At 62.7% G+C, this 15,973-nt stretch carries 16 protein-coding genes; 9 read left to right on the top strand and 7 right to left on the bottom strand.

Annotated features, from left to right (window positions below):
* Positions 1 to 104 precede the first annotated feature (104 nt).
* The gene (locus AC2LD7_RS01340; RefSeq protein ID WP_484596060.1) at positions 105 to 320 is read left to right on the top strand and encodes a dodecin; all 216 of its coding nucleotides are present in this window, start codon (positions 105 to 107) and stop codon (positions 318 to 320) included.
* A 60-nt stretch (positions 321 to 380) separates the two neighbouring features.
* Here AC2LD7_RS01340 and AC2LD7_RS01345 read toward each other — a convergent pair whose 3' ends face one another.
* The 4 genes from AC2LD7_RS01345 to AC2LD7_RS01360 all read right to left on the bottom strand — a co-directional run bounded on the left by AC2LD7_RS01345 (position 381) and on the right by AC2LD7_RS01360 (position 3,977).
* Positions 381 to 1,739 carry a cation:proton antiporter gene (locus AC2LD7_RS01345; RefSeq protein ID WP_484596061.1) on the bottom strand — a complete coding sequence of 453 codons (1,359 nt, stop codon included), beginning with the start codon at positions 1,737 to 1,739 and terminating at the stop codon, positions 381 to 383.
* 233 nt (positions 1,740 to 1,972) lie between these two features.
* Positions 1,973 to 2,974 carry an LLM class flavin-dependent oxidoreductase gene (locus AC2LD7_RS01350; protein WP_484596062.1) on the bottom strand — a complete coding sequence of 334 codons (1,002 nt, stop codon included), beginning with the start codon at positions 2,972 to 2,974 and terminating at the stop codon, positions 1,973 to 1,975.
* A 53-nt stretch (positions 2,975 to 3,027) separates the two neighbouring features.
* Entirely contained in the window at positions 3,028 to 3,438 is a 411-nt protein-coding gene (locus tag AC2LD7_RS01355) for a PA0061/PA0062 family lipoprotein (RefSeq protein WP_484596063.1), read from the bottom strand.
* Between the two features lie 113 nt (positions 3,439 to 3,551).
* Positions 3,552 to 3,977, bottom strand: coding sequence for a PA0061/PA0062 family lipoprotein (locus tag AC2LD7_RS01360; RefSeq protein WP_484596064.1), 426 nt, complete (start codon positions 3,975 to 3,977; stop codon positions 3,552 to 3,554).
* 135 nt (positions 3,978 to 4,112) lie between these two features.
* Between AC2LD7_RS01360 and AC2LD7_RS01365 the strand changes: the two genes are divergently transcribed.
* The 3 genes from AC2LD7_RS01365 to AC2LD7_RS01375 all read left to right on the top strand — a co-directional run bounded on the left by AC2LD7_RS01365 (position 4,113) and on the right by AC2LD7_RS01375 (position 7,756).
* On the top strand, positions 4,113 to 5,171 hold the full coding sequence (locus AC2LD7_RS01365; protein WP_484596065.1) for an aminopeptidase: 1,059 nt from the start codon (positions 4,113 to 4,115) through the stop codon (positions 5,169 to 5,171).
* 241 nt (positions 5,172 to 5,412) lie between these two features.
* Positions 5,413 to 5,565 carry a hypothetical protein gene (locus AC2LD7_RS01370; RefSeq protein ID WP_484596066.1) on the top strand — a complete coding sequence of 51 codons (153 nt, stop codon included), beginning with the start codon at positions 5,413 to 5,415 and terminating at the stop codon, positions 5,563 to 5,565.
* Between the two features lie 256 nt (positions 5,566 to 5,821).
* Positions 5,822 to 7,756, top strand: coding sequence for an alkaline phosphatase D family protein (locus AC2LD7_RS01375; RefSeq protein WP_484596067.1), 1,935 nt, complete (start codon positions 5,822 to 5,824; stop codon positions 7,754 to 7,756).
* 38 nt (positions 7,757 to 7,794) lie between these two features.
* On the opposite strand, the gene AC2LD7_RS01380 is transcribed toward AC2LD7_RS01375, so the two are convergent.
* From AC2LD7_RS01380 to AC2LD7_RS01390, 3 genes are all read right to left on the bottom strand, one after another.
* Entirely contained in the window at positions 7,795 to 8,439 is a 645-nt protein-coding gene (locus AC2LD7_RS01380) for an HAD family hydrolase (protein ID WP_484596068.1), read from the bottom strand.
* A gap of 199 nt (positions 8,440 to 8,638) precedes the next feature.
* Complete coding sequence (locus tag AC2LD7_RS01385; RefSeq protein WP_484596069.1) at positions 8,639 to 9,175, bottom strand: gamma carbonic anhydrase family protein; 537 nt, start codon at positions 9,173 to 9,175, stop codon at positions 8,639 to 8,641.
* Positions 9,176 to 9,257: 82 nt separating this feature from the next.
* Positions 9,258 to 10,070, bottom strand: a complete 813-nt coding sequence (locus AC2LD7_RS01390; RefSeq protein ID WP_484596070.1) for an AraC family transcriptional regulator — start codon at positions 10,068 to 10,070, stop codon at positions 9,258 to 9,260.
* Between the two features lie 82 nt (positions 10,071 to 10,152).
* On the opposite strand from AC2LD7_RS01390, the gene AC2LD7_RS01395 reads away from it, so the two are divergent.
* From AC2LD7_RS01395 to AC2LD7_RS01415, 5 genes are all read left to right on the top strand, one after another.
* Positions 10,153 to 11,142, top strand: coding sequence for a bile acid:sodium symporter family protein (locus AC2LD7_RS01395; RefSeq protein WP_484596071.1), 990 nt, complete (start codon positions 10,153 to 10,155; stop codon positions 11,140 to 11,142).
* Positions 11,143 to 11,274: 132 nt separating this feature from the next.
* A complete protein-coding gene (gene prlC, locus AC2LD7_RS01400) occupies positions 11,275 to 13,323 on the top strand; it encodes an oligopeptidase A (RefSeq protein ID WP_484596072.1) in 2,049 nt (682 codons plus the stop codon).
* Positions 13,320 to 13,601: a YheV family putative zinc ribbon protein gene (locus AC2LD7_RS01405; RefSeq protein WP_484596073.1), complete on the top strand. Its 282-nt coding sequence runs from the start codon at positions 13,320 to 13,322 to the stop codon at positions 13,599 to 13,601. The genes prlC and AC2LD7_RS01405 overlap by 4 nt, the downstream gene beginning before the upstream one ends.
* 17 nt (positions 13,602 to 13,618) lie before the next feature.
* Positions 13,619 to 14,392, top strand: coding sequence for a DUF1835 domain-containing protein (locus tag AC2LD7_RS01410; RefSeq protein WP_484596074.1), 774 nt, complete (start codon positions 13,619 to 13,621; stop codon positions 14,390 to 14,392).
* A gap of 205 nt (positions 14,393 to 14,597) precedes the next feature.
* Positions 14,598 to 15,662, top strand: a complete 1,065-nt coding sequence (locus tag AC2LD7_RS01415; protein WP_484596075.1) for a PA0069 family radical SAM protein — start codon at positions 14,598 to 14,600, stop codon at positions 15,660 to 15,662.
* The last annotated feature ends 311 nt before the right edge of the window (positions 15,663 to 15,973 follow it).

Here is a 15,973-nt window from a genome sequence, read left to right on the forward strand (position 1 = left end):
TCGATTGAACCGTTGCGCTGAACTTCCGACCTGTCAGGCGGGCCTCAAGCAGACAGGATGCGTCACTACCGAGCGGAGGCTCTTCAGATCAGAAGGGGAAATCTATGTCGGATCATCACATCTACAAGAAGATCGAGATCGTTGGTTCTTCGCGCACCAGCGTGGACGAGGCGATTCAGAACGGTATTGCCGAAGCCAGCAAAACGCTGCGCAATGTCGAATGGTTCGAGGTCGGTGAAATCCGCGGCCATGTCGAAAACGGCAAGGTCGGCCACTATCAGGTCACCATGAAAGTCGGCTTTCGCCTCGCCGAGAGCTGATCGCCTTTCAGGCCGCCCGGCAGCCAGTGCGATCAGCTGCCTGGGGGCCTGCGGTTCAGCTCACGTCGCCGATGTCTGGCAGCGACTGCGCTCGTAGCGCCGTAACAGCGGCTGGGTGCTGAGGCCATGGATCAGGATGCTCAGCGCAACCACCGACAGCACCAGCTGAACGAGCTGCTCGGCCTCGACCGGCAGCAGGCCATGGGTCACGACGTAGCTCAGGTAGTAGAGACTGCCGATGCCGCGAATACCGAACCAGCCGACGGTCAGCCGCTGGGTGTGATCCAGATACCGCCGAGGCATCAGCAGCCACACGCTGAGCGGCCGGATCACCAGAAACAGCGTCAGCGCCAACGGCACCGCGCGCCAGTCCCAGTGCGCCGACACCAGCACGCCGAGCATAGTCACCAGCAACACTTCCAGGCTGCGTTCAAGCTGCCCGCCGAAGGTCAGGATATCGCCCATCATCACGCCCGCAGCCACCTTGGGTTCGGCGATGCTACCGCTTTCCAACGGCAGTTCACGCGGCACCATGCCACCTTCGGCCAGGTGCGGAACAGCGTGGGCGATCAGCTCTTCTGAAGGCGTTTCGGATTTTTTCGCGGCGGACATTTCCGCATGACGCAGGCCGAGACCAGCCGCGAATACCGCTAGAAACCCCCAGGCGCCGATCATCTCGGCACCGACGTAGGCCAGCGCGATCAACGCCAGCGCCAGCGAGTCATTGGGCGACATCGACGTATCCGCATACCGCGCGCGCAGTTTGATCGCCAGCTTGCCGATCAGTTTGCCTAGCAGGTAACCGAAGATCAGTCCCGCCGGGACGGCCCAGAGCAGGCGATGCAGAGCCCATTCGCCGACCCAGCCAGTCGCCAGGGTGCCCTGTTCGATGAGCAGCAGGCCGAACACCACGAAGGGGAAGGCGGTGCCGTCGTTGAAACCGGCTTCACCGGACAAGCCGTAGCGCACATGATCGTTGTCGCGAGAATTGTTGACCTGCACCAGGCTGGCCAGCACCGGGTCGGTGGGTGCCAGAATCGCGCCGATCAGCACCGCCAGTCCCCAATTCAGGCCCAGCAAGTAATGGCAGAACAGCGCGACACCGGCGATGCAGGCGAGCATCACCGGGCCGGCAAGCACATAGGCGCTTTTCCAGGCCGGATGCCGCAGCGGCATGCGCAGTTTCAGGCCGCTGACGAACAGCGACACCAGCACCGCGATTTCGGTGAGGTGCACCATCCAGCCGGCGGTCTGGATGAAGTCCATCTCCCACAGGCCGATGCCGAGCTGCCCGATCAGCAGACCGAAGCCGAGATAGATCAGCGATGTGGTGACCGGCAGCCAGCGCAGATAGGCCGACGCCAGGGCGAGAATCAACAGCAGGACGCCGAGCACAGCCATCCATTCGAGAAAATTCATGCAGTCTTCCGAAGCGAGCGTGACGCGCTGAGGTGCGCATGAGTTTCGATTGGAATGGTTCGAGGGGGTTCAGCTGCATTTGCCGAACGGAAAAGGAAAGCGGAGCGCCGGAAGTAGCGTTCCCTCGCAGAGCAACGATCGAATGGTGGGCTGAAGCCCACCCTACGAAACGGAACGCCGCTGGCCTGTAGGGCGGGCCGAGCGGCGCTCCGCTTCAACCCACCAGCCAATCTTCAGCCCTGGCGCAACCCAGCGAGAATCTCGAAGGCATGGTGGCGGTCGGCGGTTTCGTAGAAATCGCAAGTGAAGATCAGCTCGTCGGCCTGGGTTTGCTCGAGCAGAACGTCCAGTCGCGCACGAATCTTTTCCGGTCCGCCGATCAATGCCATGCCAAGGAAATTACCCACGGCGTCCTGCTCATGCGGCAGCCATTTGCCCTGCATGCTCTGCACTGGCGGCACCAGCACCAGACTCTGGCCGCGAATCAGCGCGAGGATGCGCTGGTATGCGGTGGTCGCCAGGTACTCGGCCTGCTCGTCGGTGTCGGCGGTCATCAGCGGTACGCCGAGCATTACGTAGGGTTTGTCGAGCACCTCGGACGGTTTGAAATTCTCGCGGTACAGGCGAATCGCCTCATGCGCGTAGCGTGGCGCGAAATGCGAGGCGAAGGCGTAGGGCAGGCCCTTGGCGGCTGCCAGCTGCGCACTGAACAGGCTGGAGCCGAGCAGCCAGATCGGCACATTACTGCCGACACCGGGCATGGCGATCACCCGTTGGTTGCGTTGACGCGGGCCCAGCAGCAGCTGCAATTCCTCGACATCGGCGGGAAAGTCGTCGGCGCTGCCCATGCGGTCGCGACGCAGGGCGTGGGCGGTGAACTGGTCGGCACCCGGCGCGCGGCCCAGCCCCAACTCGATGCGCCCGGGATAGAGCGCTTCCAGCGTGCCGAATTGCTCGGCGATCACTAGCGGCGCGTGGTTGGGCAGCATCACGCCTCCGGCGCCCAGGCGAATCCGTGACGTGCCGGCCGCCAGATAGCCGATCAGCACCGAGGTAGCGGCGCTGGCGATGCCGTCCATGTTGTGGTGCTCGGCGACCCAGAAGCGCTCGAAGCCGAGCTTTTCGACATGCTGGGCCAGCGCCAGGGAATTGCGCAGAGCGAGGCCGGCGTCGCCGTCATCACGGATCGGCGCCAGATCGAGTGTGGAAAAACGGGTGTGTTCGATACGGGACATCGTGTCTCTCTTTGCTGTCGGGTTTGCTGACAGGGAATGGCTGGCAGAGCGGCTCAGTAACAGTGCTCGGCCTCGGCTCGTGCCAGCACGTTGTACTGTTCGTCGCGCAGCCAACCCTGCGGCGTGAAGCCCAGCGAGCGCGCTTGGAACAGATAGCGCCGCCCGGCTTGGAAGTCGTCATAGCGGATGACCATGGTACAGCGCAGGTAATGGGGTTCGCCGAAAATGCCGAAGCCGCCGCTGCTGATTTCGAATTCATAGCGTGCTTCGAGTTCATGCGCGCCGGGGCTAACCTGGAAATAGCGGCCATCGGGCGTGCGCTTATCATCCAGGCGGTCGGACATGAAGATGTCGGCGGGCTGTGCGGTCAGATCGACCCAGGCCATGTTCGGGTCGGGGGCGGGCAGGGGGCCGGCGCAGCCGGACAGGCCAAGCGCCACGGATAGAGCAAGCGGCAGTCGCATGAACGATTCCTCGGCAAGCCCGCGGGCTCAGCATTTCGCTGACGCGGTCATCTGATGAGACTGAGCCAGCCTGGCCGATTTTTCAACGGGCAGCGACTAACAGGCTGTGCCGGTCAGCGAGTGGCGACACCACCGCAGCCGCGTTCGCTTGCCTTGGCCAGCAACTGGTTGTGCTGGTCGTAGAGCTTGGCCCAGGGACGGAAACCGTAACCGCCGGCGACCAGGCGATAGCGGGCACCAGCGTCGAAACTGTCGTAACTCAGCGTCAGGCGGCAGTCGCGTTCCAGCGCCTCGCTGTCGCGGCCAACATCGGCCGGTCCCACCTCGAAGCGATAGCGCATGCCCAATTGGTGGCTACCGGGTGTCACCTGGAAGTAGCGGTCATCGTCCAGCAGCTTCTGGTCCACCGCGACGGCCACCAGTTCGGTTTCATCATGCGGGGCCAACTCGACCCAGGCCTGACTCGGGTCCGGCTTGGGCATCCAGAGGGCGCAACCGCCCAGGGTGGACAGCGCTAAAGCAGAGATCAGGATTCGCATGTATGGGCTCTCCGACCGGCTATTGGCCGGTCTGGCTGAGAAGGCGGAAACTGCCGTGCAACGGTTGGGCGCACTTCATTGTCGTTGTAGGCTGCGGCTCATCGACCCGCTCGGTCATCCGTCAGCGCTTGCCAAATGTTGAAATTCAAAACCGCCTTAGTCGACAGCTGCCTCTGGCATTGGTTTCCGTTTCTGCTGGCCGTCGGTCTGAACGGCTGCAGCACCTATTACGGTCAGCTCGCCGTCGGTCAGTTCGATCTGCTGCGCCAGCGTGAACCCATCGCCGCAGTCATCGAAAATCCACAGCAAGATCCGCAGCTGCGCCAGCGTCTCGCCCTGGCTCTGCAAGCGCGTCGTTTCGCCAGTACCGCGTTGGCGCTGCCGGACAATGACAGTTACCGGGTTTATGCCGACATCCAGCGGCCGTATGTCGTCTGGAATGTCTTTGCCACCGAAGCGTTTTCGGTGGCGCCGCTGACTCATTGTTTCCCTATCGCCGGCTGCGTGGCCTACCGCGGCTACTACCAGCAAGGTCGCGCTCGGGGTGCGGCTGCGCTGCTCCAGGCCGAGGGCTACGACACGATGGTGAGCGGCGTGCAGGCCTATTCGACGCTGGGCTGGTTCGACGACCCGCTGCTCAGTTCCATGCTGCGTTGGGATGATGAGCGCCTGGCTGGGCTGATCTTCCACGAACTGGCGCACCAGCAGCTGTATGTCACCGACGACACGGCCTTCAACGAATCCTTCGCCTCATTCGTTGAGCGTGAAGGCCTGCGCCAATGGCTAACCAGCCAAGGCCTGCCGCCGCACAGCGATGCGGCGCGCGATCAGTATGCGGACCTCAGCAGGCTGGTGCTGGCGACCCGCGAGCGCTTGGCCGCGTTGTATGCATCCGATCTGAGCGAAGCCGAGATGCGCACCGCCAAGCGCGCGGAGTTCACGCGGATGCGTCAGGCCTATCGGCAGCTGCGTGAGGGCCCTTGGAAGGGTGATGGCCGTTTCGATCGCTGGATGGCCCAGCCATTGAACAACGCCAGCCTGGTGCCGTTCGGCCTCTATGATCGTTGGGTGCCGGCGTTCGCCGCGTTATTCGCGCAGGCCGGCGGCGATTGGCAGCGCTTTTATGATCGCGTCGAAGCGCTTGCCCGTATGCCTGCCGACGAGCGGACACGCCTGCTGGAAACGCTTCGCTGAAGTACTCGTCGCTTCGCTTAAATCCAATTCGGGCAAGGCGTCGCGGCCGATTTCGCAATGACTGATCTGCGCTGTTCGAAAAGCTTGGCGGCTGCCACTTGTCGTCTTTCAGTATTTTCAGCCCTGAACCGACGGAATTGTTTTCCGTTTTCCTCCGTCCATTTTTTTAGAACGTCAGCTCAGCAGAGCCCTTGATCAGCCCCTACAGCTAGCCAATACAAGCCGTTTAAACGGAGGCTCCATGGATAACCTATCCGGCATTCTCGATAACAAAGGCACGCCGCTCGATACGAAAACTGCCAAAGGCTTCCACAAGGCCAAGACGCAGAGAGATGACCATTTGATCAAGGTCAAAACCCTGCTCCGTCGCGAGTTGATCACTCAGCTCAAATAGATACCGCGTGCGCTTCAACTTTGGCGCGCCTCCGGGCGCGCCTTTTTTTGGCCGCAGTATTCAGGTCGTGCGGTCAGTGTGGATGTGATGGCGCAACCGCGACAGTCGGCTTGAAATACAGCGTTTCTCCACGAATCAGATCGCTCAGGCTCGCGTGATCGCTGGCGATTTCCGCCTCGATCGGAGCACCGATACCGAGTGGTGCGAAGTCGTTCGGTACACTCTGAGCCTCAACCGCAGTTCAACGAGCCGCTGAATGAACGATCCCGCCGTATCCCAAACGCCGCCATCCCTTCCGCCAGTTCTCGCCGGGCCGCTGTTGCGTCGGCTGCAGGCCGATCGGCTGGTGCTCTGGCTGGTCGGTAGCGAGCCGCTGAAGTTACGTCTGGAATTGCAAGCTGCCGGCGAGCCGCCGCGCACACTTAGTCTGGATGGCGATGCCTGCCGTTATCTGCGCATCGGGACCGAGGCGTGGCTGCATCTGATCGATGTGCCGCTCGACGCACCGCTGCCCTGCGATCAACTGATCGAATACGACTTGCTGATCATCCGCGGCGATGGCGAGCAGCGCATGGCCGATTGGGCGCAACAGCTGATTTACGACGGCGCCCGACGACCGGCGTTCGTTGTACGCTCACGGTACGACGACCTGCTGCATGGCTCCTGTCGTAAACCGCACCACGACGCGGCGGACGGGCTGGCAGTGGTCGACGCCCTGCTGGGTGAGGCGCGCGAAGCCCCCGAACGTTGGCCGGCAGCGTTGCTGATGACTGGCGATCAGGTATATGTCGACGATGTGGCAGGGCCGACGCTGGTGGCGATTCATGCGCTGATCCGCCGCCTCGGGCTGTACGGTGAGTGCCTGGAGGGCGCGGTGGTCGCCGACAGCGACGAGCTGATGGCGCATCCGGCGACCTACTATCGGCGTGAACAATTGCTGCCAGCGTTCAAGTCCAACGAGGCGCTGCGCGAGCGCTTCTTCGGCGGCGTCGAGAAGCCAATCTTCACCACCACCAGTGCACATAACCACCTGGTTTCGTTGGCCGAGGTGCTGGCCATGTACCTGTTGGTCTGGTCGCCGGAGCCCTGGAAGCTGATCGAAACGCGCGCGCCGCAACTGGACGAGGAACTGGCCGAGCGGTATGCCCAAGAAGCGCGCTGCCTGGAGGCCTTTCGCGCCGGGTTGCCGCAGGTCGCGCGCGTGCTGGCGCATTTGCCGTCGCTGATGATTTTCGATGATCACGACATCACCGACGACTGGAATCTCAGCGCCCGCTGGGAGCAAACCGCATACGGCCATCCCTTTTCGCGGCGAATCATTGGCAACGCGCTGCTCGGCTACCTCGTGTGCCAGGCCTGGGGCAACGAGCCCGAGGCCTATGGCCCAGCGCTGCAAGCGGTCGAATATCTGCTGACGAGCGGAGAGGATGGACGACTCGACTGCAGCCTGCACAACGAGTTGATCGATGAATTGCTGCAGCGCGGCGACTGGGGCTACGTGCTGCCGAGCGAGCCGGCGCTGGTGGTGCTCGACACCCGAACGAGACGCTGGCGCAACGAGCGCAACCTCAGCAGGCCCTCGGGCCTGATGGATTGGGAAGCGTTGACGGACTTCCAGCAGCATCTGCTCGATCACCGCTCGGTGATCATCGTCTCGCCGGCGCCGATGTTTGGCGTGAAGCTGATCGAGACCGTGCAGCGGATGTTCAGCTGGGCGGGGCAATCGCTGCTGGTCGATGCCGAGAACTGGATGGCCCACCGGGGCGCGGCCCAGGTCATGCTCAATATATTTCGCCATACCCGAACGCCGGGTAACTACGTGATCCTGTCCGGCGACGTGCACTACTCCTTCGCTTACGAGGTGCATATACGCGGTCGCACCGAGGGGCCCAAGCTCTGGCAGATCACCAGCAGCGGCGTGAAGAACGAATTTCCGCGCCGCCTGCTGGATATCTTCGACCGGCTCAACCGCTGGCTGTATTCGCCGCGCTCACCGCTGAACTGGTTTACCAAGCGCCGTCGCGTGCGGGTCCAGCCGTGGCTGCCGAGCCGCAGCCGCTCCGGCGAGCGATTGTGGAACGGGGCAGGTATCGGGCGGGTTCGGCTCGACGCCGAAGGTCGGCCGCTGCGTGTCGAGCAGATCAACGCCGATGGCTCGCCTCCGGTGACCTTCGGCCCCGAGCGCGATTAGTTGCGATCGTCTGAAGCGTGGCTCGGTGGCTCCCGGAATCAGGCGAACGCCGTGCGCAACTCCTGCAGCGTGGCGTAGTAATAGGCGGGCGACTCGGCCATCAACTCGGCGTGACTGCCGAAGCCATAGCCCACCGCTGCCGCCTGTAGCCCGTTGGCATGGGCGCCAATCAGGTCATGCTTGCGATCACCGATCATCAACGTGTGGCCCGCCTCCAGCTTTTCTTCGTTCAGCAGATGAGCGATCAGCTCGACCTTGTTGGTGCGAGTACCGTCCAGTTCGCTGCCGTAGATGACCTTGAAGTGATGATCGAAAGCGAAATACCGGGCGATCTCGCGAGCGAACACCGAGGGCTTGGAAGTCGCCACATAGAGCGTGCGACCTTGTCCGCGCAGGTGTTCGAGCATCTCCAGCACGCCGTCGAACAGCAGGTTCTCGTAAAGGCCGGTGGCCTTGAAGCGCTCCCGGTAATGCCCCACCGCTTCCCACGCACGTGCCTCGTCGAAGCCATAGAACTGCATGAAAGCCTGTAACAAGGGCGGGCCGATAAAGGGCTCCAGCTTGGCGAGGTCCGGCTCGTCGATCCCCAACTGCGCCAGCGCATGCTGGATCGAGCGAGTGATGCCTTCGCGCGGGTCGGTGAGGGTACCGTCGAGGTCGAAGAGGAGGGTGGATTGGTGCATATACGGCTCGTCAGTGTTGTTTTGTCCTGCGGCACCGGGGCGCAGCAGCGTTATTGGGGGCAAACATGCACAAAAAGTACGGTTTCGTGTGTGCGTTTTCCACATATGCACACAAACGAGTGCTTTCGAATTCATGAGGCAGGAGCGCCAACGGCCGCCAAATTCGCGGCTGCTTCAAGCGTGAGGCTTTCGGCTGCCGTTAAGCCCCCTCTGCCATGTGCAGATTTTTTAGCTTCACGTAGTTGCCGGCGGTGTAGCTGAAGAAGCTGCGCTCCTTGTCGGTCAATGGACGGGCCTGTTTTACCGGACTGCCGACGTAGAGGTAGCCGCTTTCCAGTGTCTTGCCCGGTGGCACCAGGCTGCCGGCGCCGATGATCACTTCGTCTTCGATTACCGCACCGTCCATCACGATCGAGCCCATTCCGACCAGGATGCGGCTGCCCAGGGTGCAGCCGTGCAGGGTGACCTTGTGGCCGACCGTCACCTCGTCGCCGATGACCAGCGGAAATCCGTCCGGGTTGAAGGGGCCGGCATGGGTAATGTGCAGGACGCTGCCGTCCTGAATGCTGCTGCGCGCGCCGATACGAATGCGGTGCATGTCGCCGCGGATCACGGTCAGCGGCCAGACGGAGCTGTCTTCGCCGATTTCGATATCGCCGATGAGCACGGCGCTGGGGTCGACAAAGACGCGCTCGCCGAGCTTCGGCGTGTGATCTTGATAGGTACGGATGGGCATGGGGCAGGCTCCTGTGGTGAATGAACGTCCAATTACGGACTGAGAGGGGACGCGGTTCAAGCTGAGACTTCTAGCTTGAAGCTTATGGCTGATTTTGGCGTTTGGCATCGCGAAAGAATTCACCGGGTGTCGCGCCGAATTGCTCGCGGAACGCGGCGATGAACGCCGACAGGGACTCGTAACCGCAGCCCAGCGCCACGTCGGTAACCCGCTCGCCGCTTTCCAGCGCCGGCAGCGCGCTGAGCAGACGCAGGCGCTGCCGCCAGGCACGAAAGCTCAGCCCGGTTTCGCGCAGGAACAGCCGGCTCAGGGTGCGCTCGGACACGCCCAGGGTCTGACTCCAGTCTGCCAAGCCTTCCTGCGAATCGGGCCGCGCTTGCAGGCTCTTGCACAGGCGGTGCAGGCGCGGTTCGGCGGGCAGTGGCAGCACCAGTTCGATTTCCGGCGCGCTGCCTAGCTGGTCCAGCAGTACCTGCACCAATCGTCCATCGGCACCGTCTTCGGCGTAAGCTTCGGGCAGGGTGCTGAAGTGCCGGATCAGTTCGCGTAGCAGTGGGCTGACCTGCAGCACCCGGCAGTGCTCGGACGCATCGCCGGCCACGCTGCGATCGATGTACAGGCTGCGAATGCAGGTATCCGGCGCACAAAACACTTGATGGGTTATCCCGGCGGGAATCCAGACTGCCCGCAAGGGCGGCGCGATGAACCGACCCCTTTCGGTGCGCACCTCGAGCACGCCCTCCACCGCATGGGACAGCTGCACCCAAGGGTGGCTGTGGCGATAGCCGAGCTTGAGGTTGGGTGGCGAATCGAGTTGGCCATACACCGGGCGTGGCAGCTGCTTGAGCTCTCCAATGCGGGTAATCAATGCGGTGTTTTGTCCGGTTGACGACATTTAATGCCTGCTTGGCGTTAGTCGGAAGATGGCGCCCACGTTAAGGTCGTTCCCCGTTGCCCGCAAGACCAAAGGATTCGAGATGTCCAAGCTCCGCATACTGTTCGATAACTTCACCCTCGCCCTGCTCGCGGTCATGGCGATCGCCACGGTGTTTCCGTGCGAAGGACGGGGTGCGGTGTTCTTCGACTGGCTGACCACGCTGGCGATTGCGTTGCTGTTTTTCATGCACGGCGCCAAGTTATCCCGCGAGGCCATTCTGGCGGGCGCCGGCCACTGGCGTCTGCACCTGCTGGTGTTCGCCTGCACCTTTGTCATGTTTCCGCTGCTGGGGCTGGCATTAAAGCCTGTGCTGACGCCGCTGGTGGGCGATGAGCTGTATTTGGGCATGCTCTATCTCTGCGCGTTGCCCGCTACGGTGCAGTCGGCGATCGCCTTTACTTCGCTGGCGCGTGGCAACATTCCGGCGGCGATCTGCAGCGCGGCCGCCTCCAGCCTGATCGGCATCTTCCTCACGCCGCTGCTGGTGTTGCTGTTGATGGGCGTCGAAGGCGAGGCCGGTTCGACGTTGGACTCCATCGGCAAGATCGTCCTGCAGCTGCTGGTGCCCTTCGTCGCCGGGCAAATCGCGCGGCGCTGGATCGGTGCCTGGGTGACGCGTAACAAGGGCTGGCTGAAGAGCGTCGACCAAGGCTCGATTCTGCTGGTGATCTACGTCGCCTTCAGCGGTGCGGTGGTCGAAGGCCTCTGGCAGTTGGTGCCGCTCACGCATCTGCTCGGCCTGTTACTGGCCTGCTGCCTGTTGCTGGCGATCGTCCTGTGGCTGACGCAATTTCTCGCCAAGCGGCTGGGCTTCGATCTGGAAGACCGCATCACCATCATCTTCGCCGGGTCGAAGAAAAGCCTCGCCACCGGCGTGCCCATGGCGCAGGTGCTGTTCGCCACCAATGCCGTGGGGATGATCATTCTGCCGCTTATGATCTTCCACCAGATTCAGTTGATGGTCTGCACGGTGCTCGCCCAGCGCTATGCGCGTCGCCCCGAATTGCCCGAGCAGACAGCTGTCCAATAGCGGTACGCATGCCCGCAACTGCACCGTTTCGTCGTACATAGAGCGGCTCTATCGCCTCGTTTCCAGGCTGCGCGGTCGGGCATTTGTCTTTAACATGCGCCGGTGATTAACCATTCAAAAGGGGCAACTGCCGTGACCGATACCAACCCGCTGCTTCGGGATTTCGACCTGCCGCCCTATTCGGAGATTCGCCCGGAGCATGTCGAGCCGGCGGTAGATGCCATCCTCGGCGACAACCGTGTCGCCTTGCAGGAACTGCTTAGCCGCCCGGCCGAAAGCCTCGACTGGTCCAATCTGGTGATTGGCCTGGACGAGATGAACGAGCGGCTCAGCCGCGCCTGGGGCCCGGTCAGCCACCTCAATGCCGTACGCAACAACCCCGAACTGCGCGCCGCCTACGAGGCGTGTCTGCCCAAGCTGTCGGCATACGCCACCGAACTCGGGCAGAACGCCGATCTCTTCGCGGCCTACCAGGCCTTATCGCTGAGCCCGGAAGCCGACGGCTTCGATGTGGCGCAGAACACCATCATCGAACATGCGCTGCGTGACTTCCGCCTGTCTGGCATCGACCTGCCACCGGCCGAGCAGCAGCGTTTCGGCGCGATTCGCATGAAGCTCGCCGAACTGGGCAGCAAGTTTTCCAATCAACTGCTCGATGCGACGCAGGCCTGGACCAAGCACGTCACCGATGAAAGCCTGCTGGCCGGCATCACCGACTCGGCCAAAGCGCAGATGGCTGAAGCCGCCAAGACCAAAGGCCTCGACGGCTGGCTGATCAGTCTGGAATTTCCCAGCTACTACGCCGTGATGACTTATGCCGACAGCCGAGCGTTACGCGAAGAGGTTTACGTCGCTTACTCCACCCGCGCCTCCGATCAAGGCCCGAATGCCGGCCAGTTCGACAACGGTCCGGTGATGGAAGAAATTCTCGACCTGCGCCAGGAGCTGGCCAAGCTGCTGGGCTTCGGCAACTACGCCGAGCTGTCATTGGCGACCAAGATGGCCGAGAGCACCGATCAGGTGCTGGGCTTCCTGCGCGACTTGGGCAAGCGCAGCAAGCCGTTCGCCGAGCGCGACCTCAAGGAGCTGCGCGACTTCGCCGCCGAACAAGGCGTGAGCGATCTGCAGAGCTGGGACGGCAATTACTTCGGCGAGAAGCTGCGTCAGCAACGCTACAGCCTGAACCAGGAAGAGCTGCGCGCGTATTTTCCGGTCGACAAGGTGCTGTCCGGGCTGTTCGCCATCGTCCAGCGCCTGTACGGGATCGAAATCCACGAGCTGGAAAACTTCGACAGCTGGCACCCGGATGTACGCCTGTTCGAGATTCGCGAGAAGGGCGAGCACGTTGGGCGATTCTTCTTCGACCTCTACGCCCGCTCCAACAAGCGCGGTGGCGCCTGGATGGACGGCGCCCGCGACAAGCGCCGCACTTGCCTCGGTACGCTGCAGACGCCGGTGGCCAATCTGGTCTGCAATTTCACCCCGCCGGTGGGCGAGCGCCCGGCGCTGCTGACCCACGATGAAGTCACCACGCTGTTCCATGAGTTCGGCCACGGGCTGCATCACCTTCTGACCCAGGTCGAGCATGCCGGCGCCTCGGGCATCAACGGTGTGGCCTGGGACGCGGTGGAGCTGCCGAGCCAGTTCATGGAGAACTGGTGCTGGGAGCCGGAGGGTCTGGCGCTCATCTCTGGTCATTACCAGACTGGCGAGCGGCTGCCACAGGACAAGCTGGACCAGATGCTGGCGGCGAAGAATTTCCAGTCTGGCCTGGTGATGGTGCGCCAGCTGGAGTTCTCGCTGTTCGACTTCGAACTGCACGCCACCCACGGCGACGGCCGCAGCGTGCTCGAAGTGCTGGAAAGCATCCGTGACGAGGTCTCGGTGATGCGTCCGCCCGCCAGCAATCGCTTCCCCAACAGTTTCGCGCACATCTTCTCCGGCGGTTACGCGGCGGGTTACTACAGCTACAAGTGGGCCGAAGTGCTGTCTTCCGACGCCTTTTCGCGTTTCGAGGAGGAAGGCGTGTTCAATGCCGAAACCGGGCGCGCTTTCCGCGCTGCCATCTTGGCGCGCGGCGGCTCGCAGGAACCGATGGTGCTGTTCGTTGATTTCCGGGGCCGCGAGCCGTCTACCGATGCGCTGCTACGCCACCTCGGCCTGACCGAGGAAGTGGCATGAGCGACGATGCTAAGGTAACGACAACCAAACGCTTCATCGCCGGTGCCGTGTGCCCGGCGTGCAGCGCCAGCGACAGCATCAAGATGTGGGATGTCGATGGCGTGCCGCATCGCGAGTGCGTCGAGTGCGGCTACGCTGACACCCTCAACGCCCAGGGCCAGTCTGTGCCGTCGGAGTTGGGCACGCGAGTCAATCAGGCCAAGCCGAAACCCGCCGACCCGCAGGTGCAGGCCGTGCAGTTCTTCCCGAATCCGAAGCTGAAGAAAAAATCCGACTGATCGACGGGAGATTTGCCATGTGGCATCTCACCTGTGGCGACCTTGCCGCTGACAGCGTCCGGCAGCTGGTGGACGAAAGCGCTGGCGACGAGGTGCGCGTGCTGCGTGACGATCTGGCTGTCGGCCCGCTTGCTGATATCGAAAGGCGCCCGTGTGCGATGCGATCGGACTTCTGGAAGGAGGTTTGGCCCGTCGGACTGGAGCCTCGGCCTGATTTCGCAGGAGTCGACGAAGATGCCGAGTGGCTGGCAGGGCTGCCTGGCCAGTCGCGTCCGGTAACGGTCTGGCATGGCGACAGCGCCTCCGAACAACTGATGTTGGCCCGCGTGGCGGCGGCATTGGAAGGTGCTGCGATACCGCTGCACGAGGTCGTTTGCGGCACGGGCGATAGTCGTGTCGGCACGCGCATGGCGGTGTCCATGCATGCGCTGGATGCTCTGGCTGCGCTTTATCAAACGCGCCTCGTCGAGCCGGCTCGCATCGCCGACCTCGCCAGCCAATGGCGGACCGTCGCTGAAGAGAACGCTGCGATACGTCGCTGGATCGACGGTCGTTTCGTGGGTGAGAGCAACGCGCGGATCGACGACGAATTGGTAGCAGCTTGCAGCGACGACTGGATGCCACTGGCTCGCGCCATGGCCGAGGTCATGGGCCGCTGCGATGGCTTCTTTCCCACCGACTTGTTTCTCTACTGGCGTGCCCGCGAGCTGGCGCAGCGTGGCCTCATTCAGCTCAGCGACGGTGCGGAAGCTGAGTACAGCAAGGTGCAGGTGCGTCGTCGTTCTAGCTGACGCCATTCCGCGATGTAGGGCGGATGTCGATGTTCATACCCACCGATTGCGTTAGGACGCGCGTGCTCCGATTGGCCGGGCGGTGCGCCGTAGGGTGAATCGATGAGGCGCGATCCACCCTACGGCGACGGGCGGGCATATTGATGTTGGCGATGCAACGTCTGGCTCTGATACTGTATCTATATACAGTATTTCGGAGCCCGCCATGTTCGCACCAAAAACCACACCGCGCGGTCGCGGCACCGCGGTCAACCCCGACAACCGCTTCGCTCCGACGCATAGCGAAGCGTACGACGACGGTTGGGAGCAGGACGTGCCGCCGACCCGCGCCACTGAGGTGCGCAGCGAGACGGCGAAAACCGTCATCACCCGTAACCAGTCGCCGGATGTCGGCTTCGATCGCTCGGTAAATCCCTATCGTGGTTGCGAACACGGCTGCATCTACTGCTTTGCGCGGCCCAGTCACGCTTATTGGGATATGTCGCCGGGGATCGATTTTGAAACCCGCCTGATCGCCAAAACCAACCTCGCCGAGCGCCTGGAGCAAGAGCTGAGCAAGCCCGGCTACGTGCCGCAGCCCATTGCGCTGGGGGTCAATACCGATGCCTATCAACCGATCGAGCGCGAGCAGCGATTGACGCGCCAGGCGCTGGAAATTCTGCTGCGCTTCAAGCATCCGGTACACATCATTACCAAGGGGTCGCTGGTGCTGCGTGATCTGGACCTGCTGGTGCCGCTGGCCGAGCAAAACCTGGCTAGTGTTTCAGTCAGCCTGACTACCTTGGACGATGAACTCAAACGCATTATGGAGCCCCGCGCGGCATCGCCTTCGGCGCGACTGCGAGTGTTGCGCAGCTTGCACGAGGCGGGTGTGCCGGTCAGCGTGATGTGCGCACCCATGATTCCGATGATCAACGACATGGAGCTGGAACGCATGCTCGAAGCGGCGCGGGACGCTGGCGCGCGCTCGGCCGGCTACGTGATGCTGCGGCTGCCTCATGAAGTAGCCACGCTGTTCGATGAATGGCTGCAGGAGCATTTCCCACAGCGCGCCGCCCACGTCATGAGCCTGGTGCGGCAATCGCGCGGCGGCAAGGATTACGACAGCCGCTTCGGCAGCCGTATGCGCGGCGAAGGGCAGTTCGCTCAGTTGCTCGCCCAGCGCTTTCAACTGGCCTGCAAACGGCTGGGTTACAACCGCCGGGACCAGAACTATGGCCTCGACTGCAGTCGCTTCGCTCCGCCCGGGCAGCAGATGAGCCTGATCTGAGCCTGCCGCGGCCGAATGCTGGACCCCACGTCAATCGCGCCCGCCTGCCTGACTATCGTAGGAGGGCCGGGCAGCGTTCCGCTTCAGCCCACCGAAACTTGGTGCCGTGCCGTTCAATACGCCAGAACAAATCGCCTTCAAACCCGTGCCATGGAATCTCGCCTAGCGGTAGCGAAACACCTTCGGTGGGCTAAAACCCACCCTACAGGGCTGGCAGGCCTGCGGCCTGCATTCGCCGCGGGTCGCGCCTCCTACAAAAAATTGCGGCGGCGCGGTTTTTCGCTCTTTGTGGGAGGGCCGCCCCGGCGCGA

The sequence above is a fragment of the Stutzerimonas sp. genome, from assembly GCF_982611455.1.

Coding starts and splice junctions, on each gene's coding strand:
- AC2LD7_RS01340 (WP_484596060.1), top strand. CDS start 105: ATGTCGGATCATCACATCTACAAGAAGATCGAGATCGTTGGTTCTTCG.
- AC2LD7_RS01345 (WP_484596061.1), bottom strand. CDS start 1,739: ATGAATTTTCTCGAATGGATGGCTGTGCTCGGCGTCCTGCTGTTGATT.
- AC2LD7_RS01350 (WP_484596062.1), bottom strand. CDS start 2,974: ATGTCCCGTATCGAACACACCCGTTTTTCCACACTCGATCTGGCGCCG.
- AC2LD7_RS01355 (WP_484596063.1), bottom strand. CDS start 3,438: ATGCGACTGCCGCTTGCTCTATCCGTGGCGCTTGGCCTGTCCGGCTGC.
- AC2LD7_RS01360 (WP_484596064.1), bottom strand. CDS start 3,977: ATGCGAATCCTGATCTCTGCTTTAGCGCTGTCCACCCTGGGCGGTTGC.
- AC2LD7_RS01365 (WP_484596065.1), top strand. CDS start 4,113: ATGTTGAAATTCAAAACCGCCTTAGTCGACAGCTGCCTCTGGCATTGG.
- AC2LD7_RS01370 (WP_484596066.1), top strand. CDS start 5,413: ATGGATAACCTATCCGGCATTCTCGATAACAAAGGCACGCCGCTCGAT.
- AC2LD7_RS01375 (WP_484596067.1), top strand. CDS start 5,822: ATGAACGATCCCGCCGTATCCCAAACGCCGCCATCCCTTCCGCCAGTT.
- AC2LD7_RS01380 (WP_484596068.1), bottom strand. CDS start 8,439: ATGCACCAATCCACCCTCCTCTTCGACCTCGACGGTACCCTCACCGAC.
- AC2LD7_RS01385 (WP_484596069.1), bottom strand. CDS start 9,175: ATGCCCATCCGTACCTATCAAGATCACACGCCGAAGCTCGGCGAGCGC.
- AC2LD7_RS01390 (WP_484596070.1), bottom strand. CDS start 10,070: ATGTCGTCAACCGGACAAAACACCGCATTGATTACCCGCATTGGAGAG.
- AC2LD7_RS01395 (WP_484596071.1), top strand. CDS start 10,153: ATGTCCAAGCTCCGCATACTGTTCGATAACTTCACCCTCGCCCTGCTC.
- AC2LD7_RS01405 (WP_484596073.1), top strand. CDS start 13,320: ATGAGCGACGATGCTAAGGTAACGACAACCAAACGCTTCATCGCCGGT.
- AC2LD7_RS01410 (WP_484596074.1), top strand. CDS start 13,619: ATGTGGCATCTCACCTGTGGCGACCTTGCCGCTGACAGCGTCCGGCAG.
- AC2LD7_RS01415 (WP_484596075.1), top strand. CDS start 14,598: ATGTTCGCACCAAAAACCACACCGCGCGGTCGCGGCACCGCGGTCAAC.